Annotated in this window: 17 protein-coding genes and 1 pseudogene; 8 read left to right on the plus strand and 10 right to left on the minus strand. The window is 71.2% G+C overall.

Annotated features, from left to right (window positions below; all coding sequences use genetic code 11):
* Nucleotides 1-26: 26 nt before the first annotated feature.
* The 3 genes from nei2 to AU194_RS01935 form a co-directional block, all read right to left on the minus strand.
* On the minus strand, nt 27-800 hold the full coding sequence (gene nei2 / locus AU194_RS01925; protein ID WP_059087544.1) for an endonuclease VIII Nei2: 774 nt from the start codon (nt 798-800) through the stop codon (nt 27-29).
* 9 nt (nt 801-809) lie between these two features.
* Nucleotides 810-5,372, minus strand: coding sequence for an ATP-dependent helicase (locus tag AU194_RS01930; RefSeq protein WP_059087672.1), 4,563 nt, complete (start codon nt 5,370-5,372; stop codon nt 810-812).
* Between the two features lie 107 nt (nt 5,373-5,479).
* Nucleotides 5,480-6,271, minus strand: coding sequence for an SDR family oxidoreductase (locus AU194_RS01935; RefSeq protein WP_059087545.1), 792 nt, complete (start codon nt 6,269-6,271; stop codon nt 5,480-5,482).
* 82 nt (nt 6,272-6,353) lie between these two features.
* Here AU194_RS01935 and AU194_RS01940 point away from each other — a divergent pair, with 82 nt between their 5' ends.
* Nucleotides 6,354-6,692, plus strand: a complete 339-nt coding sequence (locus tag AU194_RS01940) for a hypothetical protein (protein ID WP_059087546.1) — start codon at nt 6,354-6,356, stop codon at nt 6,690-6,692.
* Here the strand turns inward: AU194_RS01940 and AU194_RS01945 are convergent.
* A complete protein-coding gene (locus AU194_RS01945) occupies nt 6,689-8,257 on the minus strand; it encodes an aldehyde dehydrogenase family protein (RefSeq protein ID WP_059087547.1) in 1,569 nt (522 codons plus the stop codon). The two genes, AU194_RS01940 and AU194_RS01945, sit on opposite strands and share 4 nt — an antisense overlap.
* Nucleotides 8,258-8,345: 88 nt before the next feature.
* On the opposite strand from AU194_RS01945, the gene AU194_RS01950 reads away from it, so the two are divergent.
* Nucleotides 8,346-8,825 (plus strand): Lrp/AsnC family transcriptional regulator, encoded by a 480-nt coding sequence (locus tag AU194_RS01950; RefSeq protein WP_059087673.1) that lies wholly within the window; start codon nt 8,346-8,348, stop codon nt 8,823-8,825.
* Between the two features lie 12 nt (nt 8,826-8,837).
* Here AU194_RS01950 and AU194_RS01955 read toward each other — a convergent pair whose 3' ends face one another.
* On the minus strand, nt 8,838-9,149 hold the full coding sequence (locus AU194_RS01955; protein ID WP_369804014.1) for a hypothetical protein: 312 nt from the start codon (nt 9,147-9,149) through the stop codon (nt 8,838-8,840).
* A 7-nt stretch (nt 9,150-9,156) separates the two neighbouring features.
* Nucleotides 9,157-13,500 carry a cation-translocating P-type ATPase gene (locus AU194_RS01960; RefSeq protein ID WP_231743122.1) on the minus strand — a complete coding sequence of 1,448 codons (4,344 nt, stop codon included), beginning with the start codon at nt 13,498-13,500 and terminating at the stop codon, nt 9,157-9,159.
* A 105-nt stretch (nt 13,501-13,605) separates the two neighbouring features.
* Here AU194_RS01960 and lat point away from each other — a divergent pair, with 105 nt between their 5' ends.
* Nucleotides 13,606-14,937 carry an L-lysine 6-transaminase gene (gene lat / locus AU194_RS01965; RefSeq protein ID WP_059087548.1) on the plus strand — a complete coding sequence of 444 codons (1,332 nt, stop codon included), beginning with the start codon at nt 13,606-13,608 and terminating at the stop codon, nt 14,935-14,937.
* 1 nt (nt 14,938) lies between these two features.
* On the opposite strand, the pseudogene AU194_RS01970 reads toward lat, so the two are convergent.
* Nucleotides 14,939-15,451, minus strand: a pseudogene (locus AU194_RS01970) (restriction endonuclease); the annotation flags it as partial.
* A 171-nt stretch (nt 15,452-15,622) separates the two neighbouring features.
* Here AU194_RS01970 and AU194_RS01975 point away from each other — a divergent pair.
* Both AU194_RS01975 and usfY read left to right on the plus strand, forming a co-directional pair.
* Nucleotides 15,623-15,985 (plus strand): hypothetical protein, encoded by a 363-nt coding sequence (locus AU194_RS01975; protein ID WP_059087550.1) that lies wholly within the window; start codon nt 15,623-15,625, stop codon nt 15,983-15,985.
* 69 nt (nt 15,986-16,054) lie between these two features.
* Entirely contained in the window at nt 16,055-16,363 is a 309-nt protein-coding gene (gene usfY / locus AU194_RS01980) for a protein UsfY (protein ID WP_059087551.1), read from the plus strand.
* Between the two features lie 54 nt (nt 16,364-16,417).
* Here the strand turns inward: usfY and AU194_RS01985 are convergent, their stop codons facing one another.
* Both AU194_RS01985 and AU194_RS01990 read right to left on the minus strand, forming a co-directional pair.
* Nucleotides 16,418-16,654 (minus strand): CsbD family protein, encoded by a 237-nt coding sequence (locus AU194_RS01985; protein ID WP_059087552.1) that lies wholly within the window; start codon nt 16,652-16,654, stop codon nt 16,418-16,420.
* Between the two features lie 65 nt (nt 16,655-16,719).
* Nucleotides 16,720-17,577 carry an SDR family oxidoreductase gene (locus AU194_RS01990; RefSeq protein ID WP_059087553.1) on the minus strand — a complete coding sequence of 286 codons (858 nt, stop codon included), beginning with the start codon at nt 17,575-17,577 and terminating at the stop codon, nt 16,720-16,722.
* A gap of 128 nt (nt 17,578-17,705) precedes the next feature.
* Between AU194_RS01990 and AU194_RS01995 the strand changes: the two genes are divergently transcribed.
* Together AU194_RS01995 and AU194_RS02000 are read left to right on the plus strand one after the other, a co-directional pair.
* A complete protein-coding gene (locus AU194_RS01995; protein ID WP_059087554.1) occupies nt 17,706-18,674 on the plus strand; it encodes a glycosyltransferase in 969 nt (322 codons plus the stop codon).
* Between the two features lie 19 nt (nt 18,675-18,693).
* Nucleotides 18,694-19,926: a glycosyltransferase gene (locus tag AU194_RS02000; RefSeq protein WP_059087555.1), complete on the plus strand. Its 1,233-nt coding sequence runs from the start codon at nt 18,694-18,696 to the stop codon at nt 19,924-19,926.
* A gap of 5 nt (nt 19,927-19,931) precedes the next feature.
* Here AU194_RS02000 and AU194_RS32105 read toward each other — a convergent pair whose 3' ends face one another.
* A complete protein-coding gene (locus tag AU194_RS32105; RefSeq protein WP_059087556.1) occupies nt 19,932-20,816 on the minus strand; it encodes a glycosyltransferase family 2 protein in 885 nt (294 codons plus the stop codon).
* An 82-nt stretch (nt 20,817-20,898) separates the two neighbouring features.
* Here AU194_RS32105 and AU194_RS02010 point away from each other — a divergent pair, with 82 nt between their 5' ends.
* Nucleotides 20,899-21,885: an NAD-dependent epimerase/dehydratase family protein gene (locus AU194_RS02010; protein WP_059087675.1), complete on the plus strand. Its 987-nt coding sequence runs from the start codon at nt 20,899-20,901 to the stop codon at nt 21,883-21,885.
* The last annotated feature ends 1 nt before the right edge of the window (nt 21,886 follow it).

A 21,886-nucleotide genomic window follows, 5' to 3' on the forward strand; every position in this document is an offset into this window, starting at 1 on the left:
CAACCGTAGTCTCGTCGATTCGCGGGTCAGTGCTGGCAGTGCGGGCACCAGTAGGTGACCCGGTCCCCGTCGCCGTCCCGTTTGATCGGTGTCCCACAGCGGCGGCACGGCTTGCCGGCCCGGCCGTACACCCACACGTCGCGGCCCGGTCGGGTGTCGCCGGTGGTGGTGCGGTTCCATCGGGACCGGTTCAGCCACAACATGTCTCGCGCCCGCTGGACGACGCGCAGCGGATCGGCGACCGCGCTGACCGGCGCGGTCGGCAGGTGGCCGAAGATGAAGCACAGCTCGTTGGCGTAGACGTTGCCGACCCCGGCGAGGTTGCGCTGGTCGAGCAGCGCCGCCGACAGCGGACGCTCCGGATCGGCGACGAGGTTCTGCGCGGCGACGCGGGGTTCCCAATCGTCGCCGAGCAGATCGGGCCCGAGGTGCGCGACCGCGTCCATGTCGTGGTCGCGGTCGAGGATCTCCAGGACGCCGAGGTCGATGCCCGCGGCCTGCACCGCCTGCTCGCCTTCGCCGGCCTCGAGGATGATGCGGATCCGGTAGCCGGCGCGGCTCGGCCGCGACGCGGGCACCACCTTCCAGCTGCCCTCCATCTTCAGGTGCGAGTGGATGCTGGCCGGGCCGACGCGGATGAACAGGTGCTTGCCGCGGCTGAGCACCTCGTCGACGACGTGCCCGCTCAAGTCCACGGTCGCGTAGCGTGGGACGCGGACGTCGCAGCGGGTCAACGTCTTACCCTCGAGGCCGTCGCGCAGCGCGGTGGCGGTGCGGTAGACCGTGTCACCTTCGGGCATCGGCGCCGCTCACCTCAATCTCAGACCGCGGGGGGTCCGGCTGAACCCCGCCCCCGTCAACGCATCCTGCACGGCCGCGCGCACCCCGCCCTGCCCGGGTTCCAGCACCCCCACCCCGTTGACCTTCTCGACGAGCAGCGTCTGCACCCGGCCCCGGCCCACCAGATCGGCCAGCGCGGCCGCCGCGGCCAACTGCGCGTCGGCGTCGTCGGTGAAACTCAGCAGCGACCGGCCGCCCCGCTCGAGGAACCACGCGAGCTCGCCGTCGACGAGCGCGACCAGCGCACCCGCCTTGCGGCCGGGCCGGTGCGACCCCTCCGCCTCACCGTCGGGGGTGCGCACCGGCCACGGCAGCGCCGCCCCGTACGGATTGGCCGGGTCGGCCGCGGCGAGCACCACCGCGTTGTACTCGCGGCGGTCCTGGTCGACCTCGTCGAGATAGGTACGCAGCCGGTCGACCGTCGAGGCCACCGCGAACTGCGCCCCGCCCAGCGATTCGACGAAGTAGCCGCGCTGACAGCGGCCGGTCTCCTCGAAGGCCTTGAGCACCTTGTACAGCATCGCGAACCCGCCCGGCACGCCTTCGGCGACGGCGGCGCCCTTGGTCAGCACACCGTGCCGGTTGAGCAGCAGTTCGGCCGAAAAGTGCGCGCGCACCGTGGAATCCGGCTCGGCGGGGGGCATCGCCGACCATCGGCCCGCCACAGTCGGGTCGCTGGTGCGGGTCTGCGCGTGGGCGATGCTGTAACTGCTCAACCGCGGCGGCCGGGCCCGCTGCCGGTGCGCCGGAGCGCCCCGCCTGCCCGTGGACCGTCGACTCCCCGACAGCATCGCGCGGACCGGGGCGAACGTGTCGCCGGTGACCCATCCGGCCCAGATCAGTTCCCACAGTGCGGTTTTGAAGGTCTCCGAGTCGCCTCCGGCAAGTTGACGGAAAAAATACGCGCCGCCAGCACCGAGGATCTCCATGATGGCGCGGTGGGTGTCGGTGAACTCGAGTTCGACCGGGGCGGTCAGCGTCAGCGGTGCGGCCTCGGCGTGGTGGAAGGCGATCCAGCCGTCGCCGCCGCCGATCTGACCAGTACCCGACCACATGAACTCGCCACCGGCCAGCAGTTCGTCGAGCATCGCGGGCTGGTAGTCGCGCACCCGCTGCGAGAGCACCAGCGGTTCCACCGCCGACGCCGGGATCGGCACACCGGCGAGCTGATCGAGTGCCGAGGCGAGCCCGTCGATCCCCGCGCTGTGCGTCGACCCGACGTGCTGCCACGCTGGCAGGAAGCGGGCGTAGGCGGTGGTGCTGACCGGCTCGACCTGGGCTCGCAGCGCGGCGAGCGAGCGGCGGCGCAGGATCTTGAGCACGTCACCGTCGCACCACTGTTCGGTGCCCGCCGGATCACCGGAGGGTGCGTCGGTGAACTCGCCGCGCACCAGCCGGCCGTCGACCGTCATCCGGCCCAGTACATCGCCGGTGACCCGCAGCCCGAGACCGAACCGGGCCGCCGCCTCCGCGGTGGTGAACGGCCCGTGGGTGCGCGCGTACCGACCGATCAGCTCACCCAGCGGATCGACCACCGGATCGAGGAACGAGATCGGCACACCGACGGGCACCGCGATCCCGACGCCGTCGCGCAGCAGGCCGACATCCTCGATCGCCACCCACCACGTCCGTCCGGCGTAGGACACCGTCACCACCCGCTTGGCCGACCGCAGGGCCTCCAGCCAGCCGCCGACGTCGTCGGTGGTGGCGCGTTCGGCGATCTCCTCGACGGTCAACGGGCCGAGGAGCCGCAGCAGGTCGGCGACCCCTTCGGCGTCCTTGGCGCGGCGGTCCTCGGCGAGGTGCTGCAACTGACGGCCCGTGGCGGCGATGACGTCGGCGTCGAGCAGCTCGCGCAGCTCGACGCGGCCGAGCAGTTCGGCGAGCAGTGTGCTGTCCAACGACAGTGCGGCGGCGCGGCGTTCGGCCAGCGGGCTGTCGCCCTCGTACATGAACGCGCCGACGTAGCCGAACAGCAGCGAGGCCGCGAACGGCGACGGCGTGGTGGTCTCCACCTCGACCACCCGCAGGCGGCGCTGCGCGATCCGGTGCATCACCTCGACCAGAGCGGGCACGTCGTAGACGTCCTGCAGGCATTCGCGGACGGCCTCGAGCACGATCGGGAAGTCGGGGTACTTGCGGGCGACGTCGAGCAGCTGCGCGGCGCGCTGCCGCTGATGCCACAGCGGGGAACGCTTACCCGGATTGCGTCGCGGCAGCAGCAGTGCCCGCGCCGCGCATTCGCGGAACCGCGACGCGAACAGCGCCGACCCGCCGACCTCCGCGGTCACCAGCGGTTCGATCTCATCGGCGTCGAAGACGAACAGCTCCGCGAACGACGTTGCGCCGCCGTCGAAGTCGGTGTCAGGGAGCCGGACGATGATGCCGTCGTCGGAGGCGGTCGGCTTCTCGTCGATGCCGTACCGTTCGCGCAGCCGCCGCCCGACCGCCAGCGCGAGCGGGCCGTGCACCCGCAACCCGTAGGGGGAGTGCAGGATGATCCGCCAGTCGCCGAGTTCGTCGCGGAACCGCTCGACGACGAAGGTGGTGTCGGTGGGCACCGTGCCGGTGGCCTGCTTCTGATCGTCGAGCAGCCGGAAGAGGTTGTCGGTGGCGTAGTCGTTGAACCCCATGGTGCGGCAGCGTTCGGCGAACGCGTCGGCGCCCAGCGCGGCGAGCTCCCCGGTGAACGCGCCGACCGCGGCGCCCAGTTCGGCGGGCCGCCCGACACCGTCGCCGCGCCAGAACGGCAGCCGCGCGGGCTGACCCGGCGCGGGGATCACCAGCACGCGGTCGTGGGTGATCTCGGTGATCCGCCAACTCGTCGCGCCCAGCGAGATGACGTCGCCCGGCCGCGACTCGTAAACCATCTCCTCGTCCAATTCGCCCACGCGCGAGGGCTTCTCGGACTCGGTGGCGAGATAGACGGTGAACAGTCCGCGGTCGGGGATCGCGCCGCCGGAGGTGACGGCCAGCCGCTGCGCACCCGGCCGCGCGGTCAGCGTGCCGGCATCCCGGTCGTATACGAGCCGGGGCCGCAGTTCGGCGAACTCCGTCGACGGGTACTTGCCCGACAGCAGGTCCAGCGTCGCCTCGAACGCGCTGCGCGGCAGCGTCGCGAACGGCGCGCTGCGCCGCACCGCGTCGAACCAGCGGTCGGCGTCGAGGGGTTCGAGCGCCGCGGCCGCCACAGTGTGCTGAGCGAGCACGTCGAGTGGGTTGGCGGGTACGCGCATACTCTCGATCTGACCGCCGAGCATGCGCTGCACGGTGACCGCGCAGCCGATGAGGTCGGTGCGGTGTTTGGGGAACAGCACACCCTGGGAGATCTCGCCGACCTGGTGGCCGGCCCGGCCGACGCGCTGCAGACCGCTGGCCACCGATGGCGGGGACTCGACCTGGATGACGAGGTCGACCGCGCCCATGTCGATGCCGAGTTCCAGACTCGACGTGGCGACGACGGCCTTGAGCCTGCCGCTCTTCAGGTCGTCTTCGACGATCGCGCGCTGTTCCTTGCTGACCGACCCGTGGTGGGCCTTGGCGAGCAGCGGGTCGGCCCCGAAACTCTGCCCGCTGCCCATCAACTGGGCGGGGGCCCCGCCGCCCACCTTGTCGTTGCGGCCGTCGAGTTCGGTCCCGGTGCGTTCGGCATGGATCTCGTTGAGCCGCGACGTCAACCGTTCGGCCAGCCGGCGTGAGTTCGCGAACACGATCGAGGAGCGGTGCGCCTCGACCAGGTCGACGATCTGCTCCTCGACGTCGGGCCAGATCGTGTTGTTCTCGAGGTCGGCCATATCGGGCACCGGCACGTGCACCGACAGGTCGAAGGTCTTGGCGGCCGGCGGGGCCACGATGGTCGTCGGGGCGTGGCCGGACAGGAACCGGGCCACCTCCTCGGGCGGGCGCACGGTCGCGGACAGCCCGATGCGCTGCGCGGGCCGGTCCATCAGCTGGTCGAGCCGTTCCAGCGACAGCGCCAGATGCGCGCCGCGCTTGGTGGCCGCCAGGGCGTGCACCTCGTCGACGATGACGGTCTCCACCTCGGCGAGGGTGTCGCGCGCCGCTGACGTCAACATCAGGAACAGCGATTCGGGCGTGGTGATGAGGATGTCGGGCGGCCGGGTGACGAGTTCACGGCGCTGCGCGGGCGTGGTGTCCCCGGAGCGCACGCCGACGCTGATGCTCGGCGGGGTCTGGCCGTGTCGTTCGGCCACCCTGGCGATGCCGGTCAGCGGGGTGCGCAGGTTGCGCTCGACGTCGACGGCGAGCGCCTTGAGCGGGGAGACGTACAGCACCCGGGTGCCCGCGCCGACGGGCCGCGGTTCCGAGGACGCCAGCCGGTCGATGGCCGACAGGAACGCCGCGAGCGTCTTACCGGATCCGGTCGGGGCGATGACCAGCGTGTTGTCCCCGTCGGCGATGGCCGACCAGGCCTGCGCCTGGGCCGGGGTGGGTTCGACGAAGGTGCCCGCGAACCACTCCCGGGTCAGCGGACTGAACCGGGAGAAACCGTCGGCGGGTTGTGGCGTCATCTCCACCATGGTGCCGGGTACCCCCGACAAGTGCCCCGCGCCGCCCAGCGTCGGGTTCTGTCACGGGTCGGACAGAAACGCGTGGCACACCCCGACGCTCGACGGTGCTACCCCAACAGCGACCGCTGGTAGCGCCGCATCCCCGCGATCCACCGATCGTGGTCGGCCGCCTTGCCCGCCAGCATGTCGCGCACCTCGGGGTGGGGGAGCACCAGGAAGCGGCCGTCGCGCACGGCGGCGACGGTCTGCTCGGCCACCTCTGCCGGGCTGAGCACGGTGCCCGCGCTGACCACCGAGTTCCCGCTCAGCCGCGCGTCGGGGTCAGGTGCGTCGCGGACCGCGTCGAGCAGCGGGGTGTCGACACCCATCGGGCACACGCACGTCACGCCGATCCCGTCGTCGCCGTAGGTCACCGCCAGCCATTCGGCGAAGCCCACGGCGGCGTGCTTGCTCACCGCATACCCGGCCGCACCGAGCTGGGTGAGCAGGCCGGCCGCCGACGCGACGGCGACGAAGTGGCCGCGGCCGCGGGCCTGCCACTGCGGCACCAGCAGCATCGCGGCGCGGATGTGGGCGCGCACGTTCACCTCGAGGATCCGGTCCCAGTCCGCCTCGGTGCCCAGCCCTGGGGCACCCATGATCCCGGCGTTGGCGACGAAGACGTCCACCGGTTCGGCGATCATCGCTGCGATGTCGTCGGCCGAGCCCGCGTCCGCGTGCAGGGTGGTGACGGCCGCCCCGGTCGACGTCAGCCGCTGCGCGGTGGCGGCGAGTCCGGCGTCGTCGACGTCGCCGAGCACCAACCGCGCCGCCCCCGCGGCGGCGAACGACTCGGCCAGCGCGCGCCCGATACCCGAACCCGCCCCGGTGATCGCCACGACGCTGTTGTCGATGTCCATGGGCCGATCCTGTCGAACCCGCGTCGATCAAGCACCGCCCGGGTGCACCATGGGGTCATCCGACCGGGAAGGCAGGAATGCGATGAACATCGTCGGAGGTGCGGTCCGCCTGGTCACCGAAACCGCCAACGCGACCGCCGCGGCCGCCGGCGCCGTCGGCGGCGCGGCCGTCAACGGAGTGGTCGGCGGTGTGCAGGGCGCGGCGAGCGGGGTGCGGCAGGGTTTGAGCAGCGGCAGCCACTCCACACCCGCGGCGCTGCTGACCCTGGGCGCGGTGGGCGCGGCCGGGCTGGTGGAATGGCCGGTGCTGGTGGCCGTCGGCGGCACCGCGCTGCTGGCCCGCGAACTCGGACGCTCCGGCGCCGACCCCGCACCGGTCGAGCCGGCGAGCCGTCCGCGCAAGAAGGCCCGCAGCGGCTAGCCGAAGTGCACGCCTTGCGCCAGCGGCAACTCGGTGGAGTAGTTGACCGTGTTGGTGGCGCGCCGCATGTAGGCCTTCCACGCGTCGGACCCGGATTCGCGGCCGCCGCCGGTCTGCTTCTCCCCGCCGAACGCCCCGCCGATCTCGGCACCCGAGGTGCCGATGTTGACGTTCGCGATACCGCAGTCCGACCCGTCGGCGGCCAGGAAGCGTTCGGCCTCCCGCATGTCCATGGTGAAGATCGCCGACGAAAGACCTTGTGGCACCTCATTGTTCAGCGCGATTGCCTCGTCGAGGTCGTCGTAGGTCAACACGTAGAGGATCGGGGCGAACGTCTCGGCGTGCACGACCGCGGTCTGGGCGGGCATCCGCACCACCGCCGGGGTGACGTAGTACGACGTGTCGCCCGTCTCCCCGTCGAACATCCGGCGCTCACCGCCGATCACCTCACCGCCGTCGGCGCGTGCGGTCTCGAGGGCGGCGACCATGTCGCGGTAGGCGGTCTCGTGGATGAGCGGGCCGACCAGCGTCCCGTCCGTTGACGGATCACCAACGGGCAGTTGGCGATACGCGGCGGCGATCCGCTCGACGAGTTCATCGGCCACCGACCGGTGTGCGATCAGCCGGCGCAGCGTCGTACAGCGCTGTCCGGCGGTACCCGCCGCCGAGAACACGATGGCCCGCACCGCGAGGTCGAGGTCCGCCGACGGCGTGACGATTGCGGCGTTGTTGCCGCCGAGTTCGAGCAGCGCCTTGCCAAAGCGCTGCGCCACCCGGGGCCCCACCTGCCGACCCATCCGCACCGAGCCCGTCGCCGACAGCAGCGCGACGCGCGGATCGTCGACCAGCGCCTCGCCCACCTCCCGGCCACCGAGGACCAGCCCGGCGACCGCGGCCGGTGCGCCGACGTCGGCGGCCGCCCGCTGCGCCAGGGCCTGACAGGCGATCGCGGTGAGCGGGGTGAGTTCGGACGGCTTCCACACGACCGTGTCGCCGCACACCAGCGCCACCGCGGTGTTCCACGACCACACCGCGACCGGGAAGTTGAACGCGGTGATCACCCCGACCACGCCGAGCGGATGCCAGGTCTCCATGAGCCGGTGGCCGGGGCGCTCGGAGGCGATCGTCTTGCCGTACAGCTGACGCGACAGGCCGACCGCGAACTGGCAGATGTCGATCATCTCCTGCACCTCGCCGAGCGCCTCGGAGGTGATCTTGCCCGCCTCGACGGTGACCAGTGTCGCCAGCGCGGCCTTGTGTTCGGTGAGCAGTTCGCCCAGGCGGGCCACCAGCGCGCCGCGTACCGGGGCCGGGGTGGTGCGCCACTGCGTGAAGGCCTCGGCGGCGGCGGCGATCGTGGCGTCGGTCTGCGCGGGCGACATCTCGGCGACGGTGAACAGCACCTCACCGGTGATCGGCGTACTGGCGGGCAGCCCGGCCTCCCCGGGACCGCCCAGCGCTGTGGTGGCGCCGATCGCGTCGAGTGCGCCGCGGACGCGGACCCTGAGCTCGTCGGCGGTCGGCAGCACGCCGGACGCGGTGGGGGGGGCGGAGGTGGCGGTCATTGTTGTCCCTGTCCTGATCGGTCGTCGGTGATGAGTTTCTCGGTGTCGTATGCGTTTCGGGGGTGGTGGGCTCGGCTACAGTGCGCGCATGGGTGAACCCGACGAGCACCCGCATTCACCTGCGCCGCTCGATGAGATCGATCGCATACTGGCGCGTGAACTCGTGACCGACGGGCGGGCCACGCTCGCACATCTGGCGGCCAGCGCGGGATTGTCGGTGTCGGCGGTGCAGTCACGGGTGCGGCGGTTGGAGGCGCGGGGTGTCGTCACCGGATACCAGGCGAAGCTGAGCCCGGAAGCGGTCGGACACCAGCTGTCGGCGTTCGTCGCGATCACCCCTCTCGACCCGTCTCAACCCGATGATGCTCCCGCACGGCTCGAACACATAGCGGAGATCGAGTCCTGCCACTCGGTGGCCGGCGACGAGAGCTACGTGCTGCTGGTGCGGGTGGGTTCGGCACGTGCGCTCGAGGATCTGCTGCAGCAGATCCGGACAGCGGCGAACGTGCGAACCCGAAGCACGATCATCCTACAGACATTTTACGAGGGTCGACAGCACGTACCGTAAGTTTTACGGCTGTTAGCCCGTTTGGTGCGGATTTTCCCGACGCTGACTGACCAGGGCGTGGCCCGCACCGATCGCCACGGCCACCGGCCACTCCACCAGTTCCACCGCCACCAGACCCGCCAGCGCCGCGTAGAAGGCGAGTTGATCCGGCCGCGGGATCGGCACCCGCCCGAGCAGCGGCAGCGTGACCGCGAACCGTTCGGCACCGGCCACCCGGGCCGCGACGTCACGGTGCGATGGGGCGCCGGACACCTCGCCGGACACCTCGCCGGCCACCTCTTCGTCACCCTTCGTTTCCCGGGCGGCTCTAGCGTCGTGAGTCATGGGGAACCTACTTGCCGACCTGGTGCGCAGCAGCGGCCAGGATGCGCTCCTCGGCGGCGCCGTCCGGGTCCTCACGCCGCCGTTCACCGAGATCTACACCGTCCTGGTCCGCGCCGGGGTCATCGAGATCGTCGACTGACACTGTGCCGGTGAGGCGTTCGAGCACCGCGGGCGCGAGTGCGGACAGCGCCGTCGCCCCCGCCGCGGCCAGGAACGCCTGACTCCACGCGAACGGCCCCACCGGGGTGCAGCCGAACAGCTGGCTGATCACCGGCGTGCTGATGATCCCGATCATCGTCGCGAAGGTGGCGACGTTGGTCGCGACCACCAGCGGCGCGTGGGAGTCCAGCAGCGTCTGCAGCATCTGCGTGGACACCAGACCGATGAGTGCGGCGGTGGCCGCGCGCCGCGGGGTCCCGGTGACGCTGGCCATCAGCCAGGCCGCCGTCGCCCCCGTCGTGGTGGCCGCACCGCGGATCCCGATCGCCCGCCACATCGCGGCCTCGTCGCGGTCGGCGGTGCCGTTCTCGGCCTGCGGGCTGACCGCCAGCGCGGCGGCGGGCAACGCGTCGGTGAGCATGTTGACCAGCAGCATCTGTCGGGCGTTGAGCACCGACCGGCCGGTGAGCAGGCTGCTGATCAACGCGAAGCACACCTCACCGGCGTTGCCGCCCAACAACACCGACACCGCCGACTGCACGCGCCGCCACAGCTGGTTGCCCTCGTCGATCGCGTCGAGCAGCGCCTCGATGTGCCCGTCGAGCAGCATGACGTCGGCGGCGGTGCGCGCCGGGTCGCTACCCGCGGCGGCCACCCCGATCCCGACGCTGGCCGCGCGGATCGCCGCGGCGTCGTTGGCGCCGTCACCGACCATCGCGGTCACCACACCGCCGGCCTCGAGCGCCTGGACGACGTCGACCTTGTGCTCCGGGGTCATCCGCGCGAACACCGCGCGCTCGGCCACCGCGGTGGCGCGCTCGTCGGCCGACATGTTCTCCCACTCGTCGCCGGTGACCACCTCGTCGGGAGTGACGTCGAGCCCGAGGTCGCCGGCCACCACGGCGGCGGTGACGGGATGGTCGCCGGTGATCAGCCGCACGCCGATGCCCTGGTCGTCGAGGGCGCGCAGCAGATCCCGCGCGGCGGGTCGCGGCGTGTCGGCCAGTCCGACCGCACCCACCGGCCGCAGGTTGCTCGCGCACAGCCTCTCCAGCCGTTCGGGGTCTTGGGCGGCCGCGCACGCGTCGGTGTCGCTGAGGTCGCATTCGGCGACGGCGAGCACGCGCAGGCCCTGCGCGGTCATCTCGTCGAACAACGCGGTGAGCGCGGTGCCGTCTTCGGCCAACGCGGCGGCGATCCGCTCGGGTGCCCCCTTGATCGTGAGCCGGTTGCCGGTCAGTGTCGCGGCGTACGGACGGCCGGACTGGAACGGCAGCACCGCATCGGGTTCGCGCGTCCCGGCCTCGGGATCCGCACCGCCCGCGGCGCGCAGGATCGCGTCGTCGGTGGCGTGTTCGGTGCGCTCACCGTTGCGGACGACGACGGTGCTGGCCGCCTTGGTCAGCACGTCGGCCTCGGTGTAGCCCGCGACCGGACGTAATGCCTTGACCTGCAGGCGGTTCTCGCTCAGCGTGCCGGTCTTGTCGAAGCACACCACCTGTACGCGCGCCAGCGCCTCGACCGAGTGCGGGTTGCGGATCAGCACCGACTCCCCGGACAGCCGCTGTGCGGCGGCCAACTGGGCCAGCGTGGCGACCAGGGGCAGCCCCTCGGGCACGGCGGCCACCATCACCCCGACGGCGCTGGCCGCCGATTCCCGCAGCGGGGTGCGCCGCAATGCGGACAGCAGTCCGACGAACGCACCGCCGGCCAGGCTCCACGGCAGCATGCGCCCGGTGATCCGGCGCAGCTGTGCCTGCAGGCCGATCTCCCGCGACTTCGACGGCGCCATCGCCAGCGCGCGCTGCATCTCCGAGCGGGCGCCGACCGCGGTCACGATCCCGACCGCACGGCCCGCGACCACCGTGGACCCGGCGTAGAGCATGCAGACCCGTTCGGCCAGCGGGGCTCCCGGCGCCGGGTCGGTCTCCTTGGCCACCGGCAACGACTCACCGGTCAGCGACGATTCGTCGACCTCGACGGTGTGCGCCTCGATCAGCCGGACGTCGGCGGGCACGACCTCACCGGAGCGCACCTCGATCACGTCGCCGGGCTGCAGTCGGTTGGCCGGGATCTCCTCGTCCCCGTCGGCCTCGGTGTCGCCGAGCCTGCGGCGGGCGGGCGGATCCTGCACCGCCAGCAGCCGCCGCAGGGTGCGTTCGGCGTGCAGCTGTTGTTCGGCGGTCAACGCGGCGTTGCCGAGCACCACCCCGCCGACGAGCGCGGCGTCGAACGGTGACCCGAGCAGCGCGCTGGCCATCGCACCGGTGGCCAGGATCGGGGTGAGCGGGTCGGCCAGGTTGGCGCGCACCTCCCCGACGAAGTCGGTGGCGTAGGACCACAGGGCCGCAACGGGTTCGGGGACGAGAGTGCGGTCGCTCCGGTCGTCGGCGGAGCGGTCGCGCCGGGGGAGCAGGTCGGCGACCTCGTCTTTGGGCAGCGCATGCCACTCGTGCGCGGGTTCGGCGCCGGGTAAGGGGTCGCGGAAGACCCGGTTGCCCGCCGTGGCGCCGGAGAGCAGACCCGCCATCGCGCCGGCGTGCGCCGACAACGGACCGCTGCCCGGCACGCCGGGAATGAGCATCAGCGCGCCGACCGAGGAACTCGACAGCGACAGCTCGACGCCCTTCTCGCTCGCCGCCCGCGCGGCGGGCAGGGCGTGCAGTATCCGCCACGCGCCGGTCAGGTCGTCGACGAACAGGTCGGCGCTCCACGGCGGCGGTCGGCCTTCGCGGAGCACGCCGACGGTGACGTCGGCCGCGTGCGGGGTGGTCATGTCGGCGGTGGTGATGAGCAGGACGGTGGCGCCCGCGTCCTTCGCGGCGGCCACGGCCTCGGCCAGCGCGTCGTCGGGTGACTCGCCGACGGGGTGTAGGTGGTCGAAACCCTGTGCCAGCGAACGTAATCCGTCGTCGGCGATGGACACGACCCGCGGCCGGGTGCGGCGCGCCTCGGCGACCACGGCGGCCGCATAGGGGTCTCGGACCCGGCTGACGAGAACTTCGCCCTCGTCGCCGGCACCGGGTATCTCCGACACGGGGTGCCAGCCCCCGCCGATCGCCCCGTCGGCCAGTGCGGCGCGCGCGGCCTGCCAGGCCCGGCTGCGGTGTGAGTTCGTCAGGCCCCGTACCCGGCTGACCATGAGGTCGTCGGTGTGCAGTGCGCGCGGATCGATCACGACGGTGTCGATCCGGTCGAGGGTTCGCAACGCGCGCGGGTGCAGGACGAGACCGTCGTGGCGGGCGGTCAGGCCGCGGCTCAGCGCGCACGCGAACGCTTCGCGGGTGGTGCGCAACGCCTTCGGGGCCGCCACCACCGCCGCTTCGCCCGCGCTCGCGGGGTTTCCGGTCACCATTCCGAGCGCCAGGCCCGCGACGGCCCCGATCGTGGCGGCCCGGTCGGCGTACCGCTCGGGCTTGCCTTCGGCGGGGGACACCCGTTTCGTCGGTGGGCGGTCGTCGGCGGCGTGGCGCGCCAGGGCCGGTTCGTGCCTGCGCCATGCCGCGCGGTCGTTCCAGGCTTCGGCGGCGAGCATGGTGCGCTGGGCGGCCTCGGCGACGGCGGAGACGGGGGAGACCGCCAGCGTCGCGGCGGCGGCGTGCGTGGCGGCGAACAGCAGATCGGTGCCGTCGGGCCCGAGCCGGCTCTCGACCTGTTTACGCACCCGGGGCATGTGGTCGGCCAACGTCGGTACCGCGGAGACGATTTCGGGCAGTCCGCGCAACCGCAGCATCGTCGCGGTCACCGAGAGGCCGACCCCGGCGAGGGCGAACGCCGCACCCCCGGTGCGCGCCGCGAGCACCGCATCGTCGCCGGGCAGGTTCATCGGTTGGACGTCGCGCGCCGCGGCATCGGCGGCGCGTTCGGCACGGTCGACGATCCGCAGCAGATCCGGCAATCCGGGGCCGCCGCCGTCGACGGTCACCACGATCCGCGCGACGGTGGTGTTGAGGGCGACCGTCCGCACGCCGGGCGTGCTCTCGACGGCCCGGACGACTTCCTTCGCGATGTCGTCGGCGTGCGCACCGCCGAGGCCGCGCACCTCGACCCAGCGGCGGTCGCCGACCGCCTGACACCGGCGCGCGGTGGGGCCGCCGAGCGCCTCGAGGGCGACGGCGGTGGCGGTGCGGGTCACGGCCCCGGCGGCGCGAAGCGGTGCGGTCAACAATCCGACGCCGGGGACCCTGGTCACCCCGTCCAACGTACCCCGGTGTGCCCCCCGTCACACGTCCCCGTCAATAGGAACCTGTGCTTAGTGTTGCCATTTCAGCAGGAAAAAATACGGTATGATGGCGTCATGACCGACATGTTGACACGTGCTGCTGCGGATGTCCGTCCCGACGACGTCCACGCGGTGCTCGCCCGCAGCATCCTCGCCGACGGTCTCGATCTGGTGCTCGACCTCGACCGGTCGGCAGGGTCCTGGCTCGTCGACGCCCGCACCGGTGAGCGCTACCTCGACATGTTCACGTTCTTCGCGTCGTCAGCGCTGGGCATGAACCACCCCGCACTCGCCGCCGACGACGACTTCCGCGCCGAACTGGCTCGGACCGCGGTGAACAAACCCAGCAACTCCGACGTGTACTCGGTGCCGATGGCCCGGTTCGTCGACACGTTCAGTCGCGTACTCGGGGATCCTGCGCTACCCCACCTGTTCTTCGTCGACGGCGGTGCGCTCGCGGTCGAGAACGCGCTGAAGGTGGCCTTCGACTGGAAGAGCCGTCTCAACGAAAGTCGCGGACTGTCACCGGATCTCGGCACACGGGTGATGCACCTGCGCGGGGCGTTCCACGGTCGCAGCGGGTACACGCTGTCGTTGACCAACACCGACCCGAACAAGGTGGCGCGGTTCCCGAAGTTCGACTGGCCGCGCATCGACGCACCGTACCTGCGGCCCGGATTCGACGCCGCCGCCATGGCCGACCTCGAGGCGGAATCGCTGCGGCAGGCGCGTGCGGCGTTCGAGGCCCACCCACATGACATCGCCTGCTTCATCGCCGAGCCGATCCAGGGTGAGGGCGGCGACCGGCACTTCCGGCCCGAGTTCTTCGCCGCGATGCGCACGTTGTGCGACGAGTACGATGCGCTGCTCATCGTCGACGAGGTGCAGACCGGCTGCGGGATCACCGGAACGCCGTGGGCCTACCAACAATTGGGCATCACCCCTGATGTCGTCGCATTCGGCAAGAAGACCCAGGTGTGCGGGGTGATGGCGGGCCGACGGGTCGACGAGGTCGCCGACAACGTGTTCGCGGTGAGCTCGCGGATCAACTCCACCTGGGGCGGCAACCTCACCGACATGGTGCGGGCGCGGCGGATCCTCGAGGTCGTCGAATCCGAGGATCTGGTGGAGCGTGCCGCACACGCCGGCGGCTATCTGCTGGCGCGGCTCGAGCAGCTCGCCGCCGAACACCCCGACCTGGTACGCGACGTCCGTGGTCGCGGCCTGATGTGCGCGTTCAGCCTGCCGACGCCGGAGAAGCGCGACGCGTTGATCGCCCGCCTGTGGGACCAGCGCGTGATCATGCTGGCCAGCGGGGCGGATTCGGTGCGCTTCCGTCCGGCGCTGACGGTGTCGCGGGAGGAACTCGACGCCGCGGTGGACGCGGTGCGTCGCGCCCTGAGCTGACGCCGTCTGCGGTGATGCGCCGGATCGTCGACCGCAGCCGGGGCAACTCGTCGCGGCCGACGAGCTCGCAGCCGTGGCGTTCGGCGAGTTTGCGTGCCGCAGGGGTGAATTCGTTGTTCGTGACGACCATGGTGCGGACACAGTCCTGCATCGGCGCCCCGGCGACGACCTCCTGGACCGCGCCGGCCCCGACCGGACGGGATTGACGTTTGCACTGCACCGCCACCCGGTTGGGACGCACGCCCAGGATGAGGTCGACACCCCAGTCCCCGGTCAGCGGGGTCATGATCACCGGGACCCCGCAGGAGCGGGCGATGCGGGCGACGTGGTCCTCGAACTCCGTACCCGACATGTCCTCCTCGGGCCCCGGCGACGCGGTGGCCGCTCCGGTGATCGCGCCCCACACGAACCGCGGCGCCGCGGCGACCAGCAGTGGAACCACAACGGCGACGGCCACGGCGAGCCCGAACGGGGTGCCGAGCACGTGGGCGCACAGACCCGATGCGACACCCAGCGCGGCATAGAGTTTGACGCGACTGCTGCGGGACACGGCCGGATCGTACGGCCGGGCACCGACGGCGCGGGCAGATGTTGCCGACGCCACGGCGGCGGGCAGGTTTATCTCTCTGTGACCTGGGGGAATTTCTTCTGCGTCAGCGTTGGGCAGAGTTCGAGTAGGTGCACGGTGTTCCAGAACCCGCACGATGTGCGCGAAGGCGTCGATGTCCGCGCGGTGGTGCGCGCGACGATGATGGTCGCCCTGCTGGGCGGCGCCTTCCTCGGCGTCGCCGCGGTGTGGGTGAGTACCTGCAGTGGGTCGGTGGCCGACGCCCTGGCCTGCGGTGCACCCCAACGGGGCCTGCTCGCGCTCGGTGCGCCCGCCATCCTGCTGGCGGGTGCGGTGCGGTCGTTCGCTCGGGCGCTGCAGTACCGCGCACGCACCGAGAACTGGTGGGCCTGGCAGGCGGCCGGGCTGTTCCTGTTGGCGCTGATGCTCACCGCCGCGACCGCCGCACCGGTGCTGGCGGGCCCCGCAGTGCTGGGCTGACCCGCCGCCGTTTCCGTTTCGCCGTAGTGGGCACCGGGTAGGTGTAGTGGTGCCGAAGGAGGATTACCCATGAAGAGTCCAGACGATCCTGTCGACCATGCACGGACGACCCGTCCGCACGCCGGCGAGACGATGAAGGACACCAAGAACCTGCCTGCGCTGATCCTTCTCGGGGTCGCGCTCGTGTCGTTCGTCGCCGCACTCGCCGCGCACGCCACCTCCAACCACACGGTGGGTGTGGTACTCGGCTGCATCTCCGCCGTGGTGCTGGTGGTGGCCGGTGCCTGGCTCCTGATCGAGCACCGTCGGGTCAAGGGCATCGAAGAGCGTTGGTATGCAGAACATCCCGATGTCGAACGGCAGCATCCGTCCCGCTGACGGAGATACGAAAAGGGCCCAGCCGAATCGGCTGGGCCCTTTCTCGTGGCATGACTACTGTTCGCTCTTCTGCCGCTCTTCGGCAGCCTTCGCGCCGGCACGGGCCGATTCGGCCTCGGCTTCCTTCTGCGCCGCGTCCTGCTGCGCGTCGGCCTTGTCCTGCTGGGCCTTGCCCTCGCGGACCATGTCGTCACGGCCGGTCACCGTGCCGACACCCTCCTTGGCCTTGCCCTTGACGTCCTCGACGACGCCCTTGATGCCTTCTTCGGGACCACTGTTCTTCTCGGTCATACTCACCTTTCGGCTTGGTCGAACACGTGACTGCTGGGTGCCCAAGGGGTCCGGCGACTAAACGGTCACCCGGGCAGCGTCTCGCCGCCGATGGGGGCGAGCACCTCACCGCTGTAGTACGACGACATCTGCCCGGCGGCGAAGAACACATACGACGGGGCGATCTCGTCGGGCTGGGCCGCGCGACCGAAAGGTGTCTGGGCGCCGAAGTCCTCGGTCTTGTCCTCGCCCATCGTGGCCGGGATGAGCGGCGTCCACACCGGGCCGGGCGCCACGCAGTTGACGCGGATCTGGCGTTCGGCCAGTGACTGCGCCAGCGAGTACGTCAGCGCCAGCACCGCGCCCTTGGTCGCCGAGTAGTCCATCAGCGTCTTGTTGCCGCGCAGCCCGTTGATCGAGCTGGTGTTGATGATCGCGCCGCCGTCGGGCAGGTGTGCGAGGGCGGCCTTGGTGACGTGGAAGAAGCTGTCGATGTTCACCGCGAACGTCCGACGCCACTGCTCGTCGCTGATGTCGGTGAACGATTCGGTCGGGTTCTGGTAGGCGACGTTGTTGACGACGATGTCGAGTCCGCCGAACTCGTCGACGGTACGGCGCACCACCGTGCGGCACTGTTCGGCGTCGGCGAGGTCGCCGGGCAGCAGCAGACTGCGACGGCCACACTGCTCCACCAGCGCCGCGGTGTGTTCGGCGTCGGCGTGCTCCTCCAGGTAGGCGATCGCCACGTCGGCGCCCTCCTTGGCGAAGGCGACCGCGACCGCCCGGCCGATCCCCGAATCGCCGCCGGTGATCAGCGCGCGCTTACCGGCGAGCAGATCGCGGCCGACGTAGTCGCGCATCTCGTCGCGGGGCTGCTCGGACATCTGCGAGGTGTCGCCGGGATAGGGGATCACGCCGTCGGGCGTCGGTGCGTTTTCAGCCATGGCCGCCGGATATCCCGTCACCACGCCGTCAAACAGCGGCGTCCGGTTCGCGAAGCGGGCCGCATCCGCTTCGCGAAAATCTCTAACGTTCGACGTTTACCCCAAGAGGGCCCGGGTACGACCGCGTCATGTCATGCGGAGAGCAGCGCTCGATTCTCGCGTGGCACGTGCACGGCTCGTGGCTGCAGGCGCTGGTGTCCGGCGGCCACCGGTACCTCGTCCCGGTGACCGCGGCCAAGGACGCCGACGGCCGTGGACTGCTCGGGCGCGACTGGCCGAACGCCCGCGAGGTCGAGGCCGACCGGCTGCGCGACGAGGACATCGACCTGGTGGTCCTGCAGCGCCCCGAGGAGCTCGAACTCACCGAACGCTGGACGGGTCGGCGACCGGGCCGGGACCTGGCCGCCGTCTTCGTCGAACACAACGCGCCGCGGCCACTGACCGTCGACAGCGTGCACCCGCTGGCCGAGCGCGACGACATCCCGATCGTGCACGTCACCGACTTCAACCGGTTGATGTGGGACAACGGCGTGGCCCCCACGCTGGTGATCGACCACGGCATCGCCGATCCCGGTATGCGCTACACCGGTGAGATCGCGGCCGCGGCGACCATGATCAACGAACCGCTCCGCAGGTGGCGCACCGTCGGGGCCGACCTGCTCGCGCCGCTGGGCGCGCGCGTGCCGATCGACGTGTGGGGGATCGGAACCCCGGCGCTGGACGACAAGGGCTGGCCGGGCGTCCGCGCGCAGGGTGATCTCCCTGGTCCGCGGCTGTGGGCCGCCGTACCGCGCCGCCGGGTGTATCTGCACACCGCGCGGTGGACTTCGCTGGGGTTGTCGCTGTTGGAGGCGATGTTCCTCGGTATGCCGGTGGTGGCCGTCGCCTCGACGATGGCGCCGCTGGTGGTGCCGGCCGAGGCCGGTGTGGTGAGTGCCGATGTCGAGACGCTGGCATCGGCCTTGGAAGGGTTCGTGTCCGATCCGTCCGCGGCGGCAGCCGCGGGCAAGGCGGCACGCGACTTCGCGATGGCGCACTTCTCGCTCGACCGGTTCCTGCGCGACTGGGACCGGTTGATCGAGACCTGCTGCAGATGACATCGCAGAGAGGAACCGCATGAAGATCGCGATGGTTTCCGAACATGCCAGCCCGTTGGCGGCCCTCGGTGGAGTGGACGCCGGTGGTCAGAACGTCCACGTGGCCGAATTGTCGGCCGCGCTGGCGCGCCGCGGCCACGAGGTCAGTGTCTACACCCGCCGTGACGACCCCGAGCTGCCCGAACGGGTCACCACCGCACAGGGTTACACGGTGGTGCACGTGCCCGCCGGGCCCGCGCGGCAGCTGCCCAAAGACGAACTGCTGGTCCACATGGGCCCGTTCGCGCAGTTCCTCGACCGACAGTGGAGCGTCGACCGCCCCGACGTGGCACATGCGCACTTCTGGATGTCGGGGTTGGCCACCCAGCTGGCCGCACGCCACCTCGACCTGCCCGCCGTGCAGACGTTTCACGCGCTCGGCGTGGTGAAGCGCAGGCATCAGGGTTCACTCGACACCAGCCCCGAGGACCGACTGAAACTCGAGGCCATGGTGGCCCGCACCGCGACCTGGGTGGCCGCGACCTGCACCGACGAGGTGTTCGAGCTCATGCGGCTCGGGCGGTCACGCAACCGGATCTCGGTGGTGCCGTGCGGTGTCGACCTCGACCTGTTCACCCCCGACGGCCCCTGCGCCGAGCGCGGAGCCCGGCACCGCATCGTCAGCGTCGGACGGTTCGTGCCGCGCAAGGGTTTCGACGTCGTGGTCCGGGCGCTGCCCGGGATCCCCGACACCGAACTCGTGCTCGTCGGCGGGCCCGACCGGGCCGAGGTGGAGGCCGACCCGGAGGCCCGGCGGCTGCGCGAACTGGCCGAACAACTCGGGGTCAGCGACCGGGTGGTGTTCCAGGGCGCGGTGGCCCGCGCGGACATGCCCGCAGTGCTGCGCTCGGCCGACGTCGTGGCGTGCACCCCGTGGTACGAACCGTTCGGCATCGTCCCGCTCGAAGCGATGGCGTGCGGTGTGCCGGTGGTGGCCGCCGCGGTCGGCGGGATGCTCGACACCGTCGTGCACGATGTGACCGGACGGCTCGTCACGCCCAAGCGGCCCGCCGAGGTCGCCGACGCGATCAACACGCTCCTCCACGACGAGTTCCTCCGGCAGAGCCTCGGCGCGGCGGGGCGCGACCGTGCCAAGGCCCGATACTCGTGGGACCGGATCGCGGCCGACACCCTGCGGATCTACGACCGGCTGGTGCCCGACGCGTACGAGCAGGCCGGCTCATCGGCGACGTCGACCGCCACGTCGGTATGAGGTCCTCACGCGGTCTCCAGCAGATCGAGCGCGCGCTCCACGCGGTCGGGCAGCCGACGGCGCGCACGCAGCACGGCGGGCAGCCGTTGCACGGCTTCGCCTGCGGCCCTTGCGTGTTCGGCGTCCCGCAGCGAGGCGGTGAACAGGGATCCTGCGGCCTTCAGGCACCGGCCGGCGGGGCGGCGCAGCCAAGTGGTGAGCACATCGTTGCGCAACACCCGCGCGGCCTGCGCGGCGGTGGTGGCCCGGATCTGCGACGGTTGGTGCATCGCCACCAGCGCCGGGACGTAGCACAGGTCCCAGCCGAGGGTGGCCATGTCGACGGCCAGCAGCATCTCCTCGCCGCGGAAGTGCAGGATCTCGGAGAACCCCCCGGCCTGGACGAACGCGGTCCTTCGGACGATCGCCGCGCACGACATGAAGCCCAGGATCGCCGGACCCGGCAGATGCGCCGGATGCCCCAGCGGGCTGTCCGCCAGCATGCGGCTGAAGTCGTCCTCCTCGTCGCGGGGCAGCACGATGGTGCGCGCGGCGAGCAGGCCCACCCCGGGGTGGGCGTCGAACGTCTGCTCGGCCAGCGCAGTCGCGTCGGGCTGCCACCACGAATCGTCGTCGCAGAAGGCCACATACGGCGTGGTGCTCGCCGCGACACCGACGTTGCGGGCAGGCGCGCCTGCGTTGGTGTCGAGTTCGACGAGCGTGACCCGGCCCGCCGCCCGTGCGGCGAGGCGTTCGACCGTCGGGACGGAATCGTCACGGGAGTCGTTGTCCACCACCGTGATCGGGCAGTCGGTGGTGTCCAGCAGGCGGGTGACGACGGCGGCGAGTTCATCGGCTCGGTCGCGGCTGGCGATCACGAACGTGGTGCGCGGCGAGTTCCGTTGTCCCATGGTCGCTGTGCCTACCCGGCAGCGTGGCGGGCAAACAGCGTTTTCCCTACTACTTCGGGGGTACTGCGCCGTGGTGCATGACATGACCCGGGTTCTGGTGTTCGGTGGTTGCGGATTCGTCGGCGGGCACCTGTGCGAACGGCTGCTGGCGGGCGGTGCGGAGGTGGTGTGCGTCGACGACCTGTCGACCAGCGCGCCGAATGCGGAGAACCTCCTGCGCGACCATCCGAACTACCGCTTCGTCCGCCACGACATCACCGAACCGCTGACCGGACCCGCCTTCGGTCAACCGGTGGACGTCGTCTTCCACCTGGCCTCGCCGGCCTCGCCGGCGGACTACCTGCGACTGCCGGTGCACACCCTGCACACCGGCGCGATGGGCACCGCCAACGCCCTCGAGGTCGCCGAACGTCACGGCGCCCGGCTGGTGCTGGCCTCGACCAGCGAGGTCTACGGCGACCCGCTCGAGCATCCTCAGACCGAAACCTACTGGGGCAACGTCAATCCCGTCGGTCCACGCAGCGTGTACGACGAGGCCAAGCGGTACGCCGAGGCGTTGACCTTCGCCCACCGCCGTGAGCGCGGCACCGACGTCGGCGTCGCCCGCATCTTCAACACCTACGGTCCGCGGATGCGTTCACACGACGGCAGGATGGTGCCGACGTTCATCCGTCAGGCGCTCGCGGGCGAACCGATCACGGTGACCGGATCGGGCCGCCAGACCCGATCGCTGTGCTTCGTCGACGACACCGTCGGCGGGCTGCTCGCGTTGGCCCGGTCGGGTTACCCCGGCCCGGTCAATCTCGGTAACCCGCATGAGGTGACGGTCGAGCACGTCGCCGAACTGATCCGCGATCTGGTGGGCGCGTCCTCAGGTATCGAGTACCTGCCCGCCGTGGAGGACGATCCGCAGCGGCGGTGCCCCGACATCGCGGTGGCCCGGGAGCAGTTGGGTTGGGAGCCGCGGATGCCCTATCGGGAAGGGCTGGCCCAAACCATCGAGTGGTTCCGCTCGGCGGGTACGGAGCCCGCCGAATACGTTGCCGCACAGACGAAGACAGCGAGTTAGG

Origin of the sequence: Mycobacterium sp. GA-2829, from assembly GCF_001499965.1 — a bacterium.
Lineage (GTDB): Bacteria > Actinomycetota > Actinomycetes > Mycobacteriales > Mycobacteriaceae > Mycobacterium.

Coding starts and splice junctions, on each gene's coding strand:
- AU194_RS01950 (WP_059087673.1), top strand. CDS start 8,346: ATGGGTGAACCCGACGAGCACCCGCATTCACCTGCGCCGCTCGATGAG.
- AU194_RS02010 (WP_059087675.1), top strand. CDS start 20,899: ATGACCCGGGTTCTGGTGTTCGGTGGTTGCGGATTCGTCGGCGGGCAC.
- nei2 (WP_059087544.1), bottom strand. CDS start 800: ATGCCCGAAGGTGACACGGTCTACCGCACCGCCACCGCGCTGCGCGAC.
- AU194_RS01940 (WP_059087546.1), top strand. CDS start 6,354: ATGAACATCGTCGGAGGTGCGGTCCGCCTGGTCACCGAAACCGCCAAC.
- AU194_RS01935 (WP_059087545.1), bottom strand. CDS start 6,271: ATGGACATCGACAACAGCGTCGTGGCGATCACCGGGGCGGGTTCGGGT.
- AU194_RS02000 (WP_059087555.1), top strand. CDS start 18,694: ATGAAGATCGCGATGGTTTCCGAACATGCCAGCCCGTTGGCGGCCCTC.
- AU194_RS01990 (WP_059087553.1), bottom strand. CDS start 17,577: ATGGCTGAAAACGCACCGACGCCCGACGGCGTGATCCCCTATCCCGGC.
- AU194_RS01945 (WP_059087547.1), bottom strand. CDS start 8,257: ATGACCGCCACCTCCGCCCCCCCCACCGCGTCCGGCGTGCTGCCGACC.
- usfY (WP_059087551.1), top strand. CDS start 16,055: ATGAAGAGTCCAGACGATCCTGTCGACCATGCACGGACGACCCGTCCG.
- lat (WP_059087548.1), top strand. CDS start 13,606: ATGACCGACATGTTGACACGTGCTGCTGCGGATGTCCGTCCCGACGAC.
- AU194_RS01955 (WP_369804014.1), bottom strand. CDS start 9,149: ATGACTCACGACGCTAGAGCCGCCCGGGAAACGAAGGGTGACGAAGAG.
- AU194_RS01995 (WP_059087554.1), top strand. CDS start 17,706: ATGTCATGCGGAGAGCAGCGCTCGATTCTCGCGTGGCACGTGCACGGC.
- AU194_RS32105 (WP_059087556.1), bottom strand. CDS start 20,816: ATGGGACAACGGAACTCGCCGCGCACCACGTTCGTGATCGCCAGCCGC.
- AU194_RS01930 (WP_059087672.1), bottom strand. CDS start 5,372: ATGACGCCACAACCCGCCGACGGTTTCTCCCGGTTCAGTCCGCTGACC.
- AU194_RS01985 (WP_059087552.1), bottom strand. CDS start 16,654: ATGACCGAGAAGAACAGTGGTCCCGAAGAAGGCATCAAGGGCGTCGTC.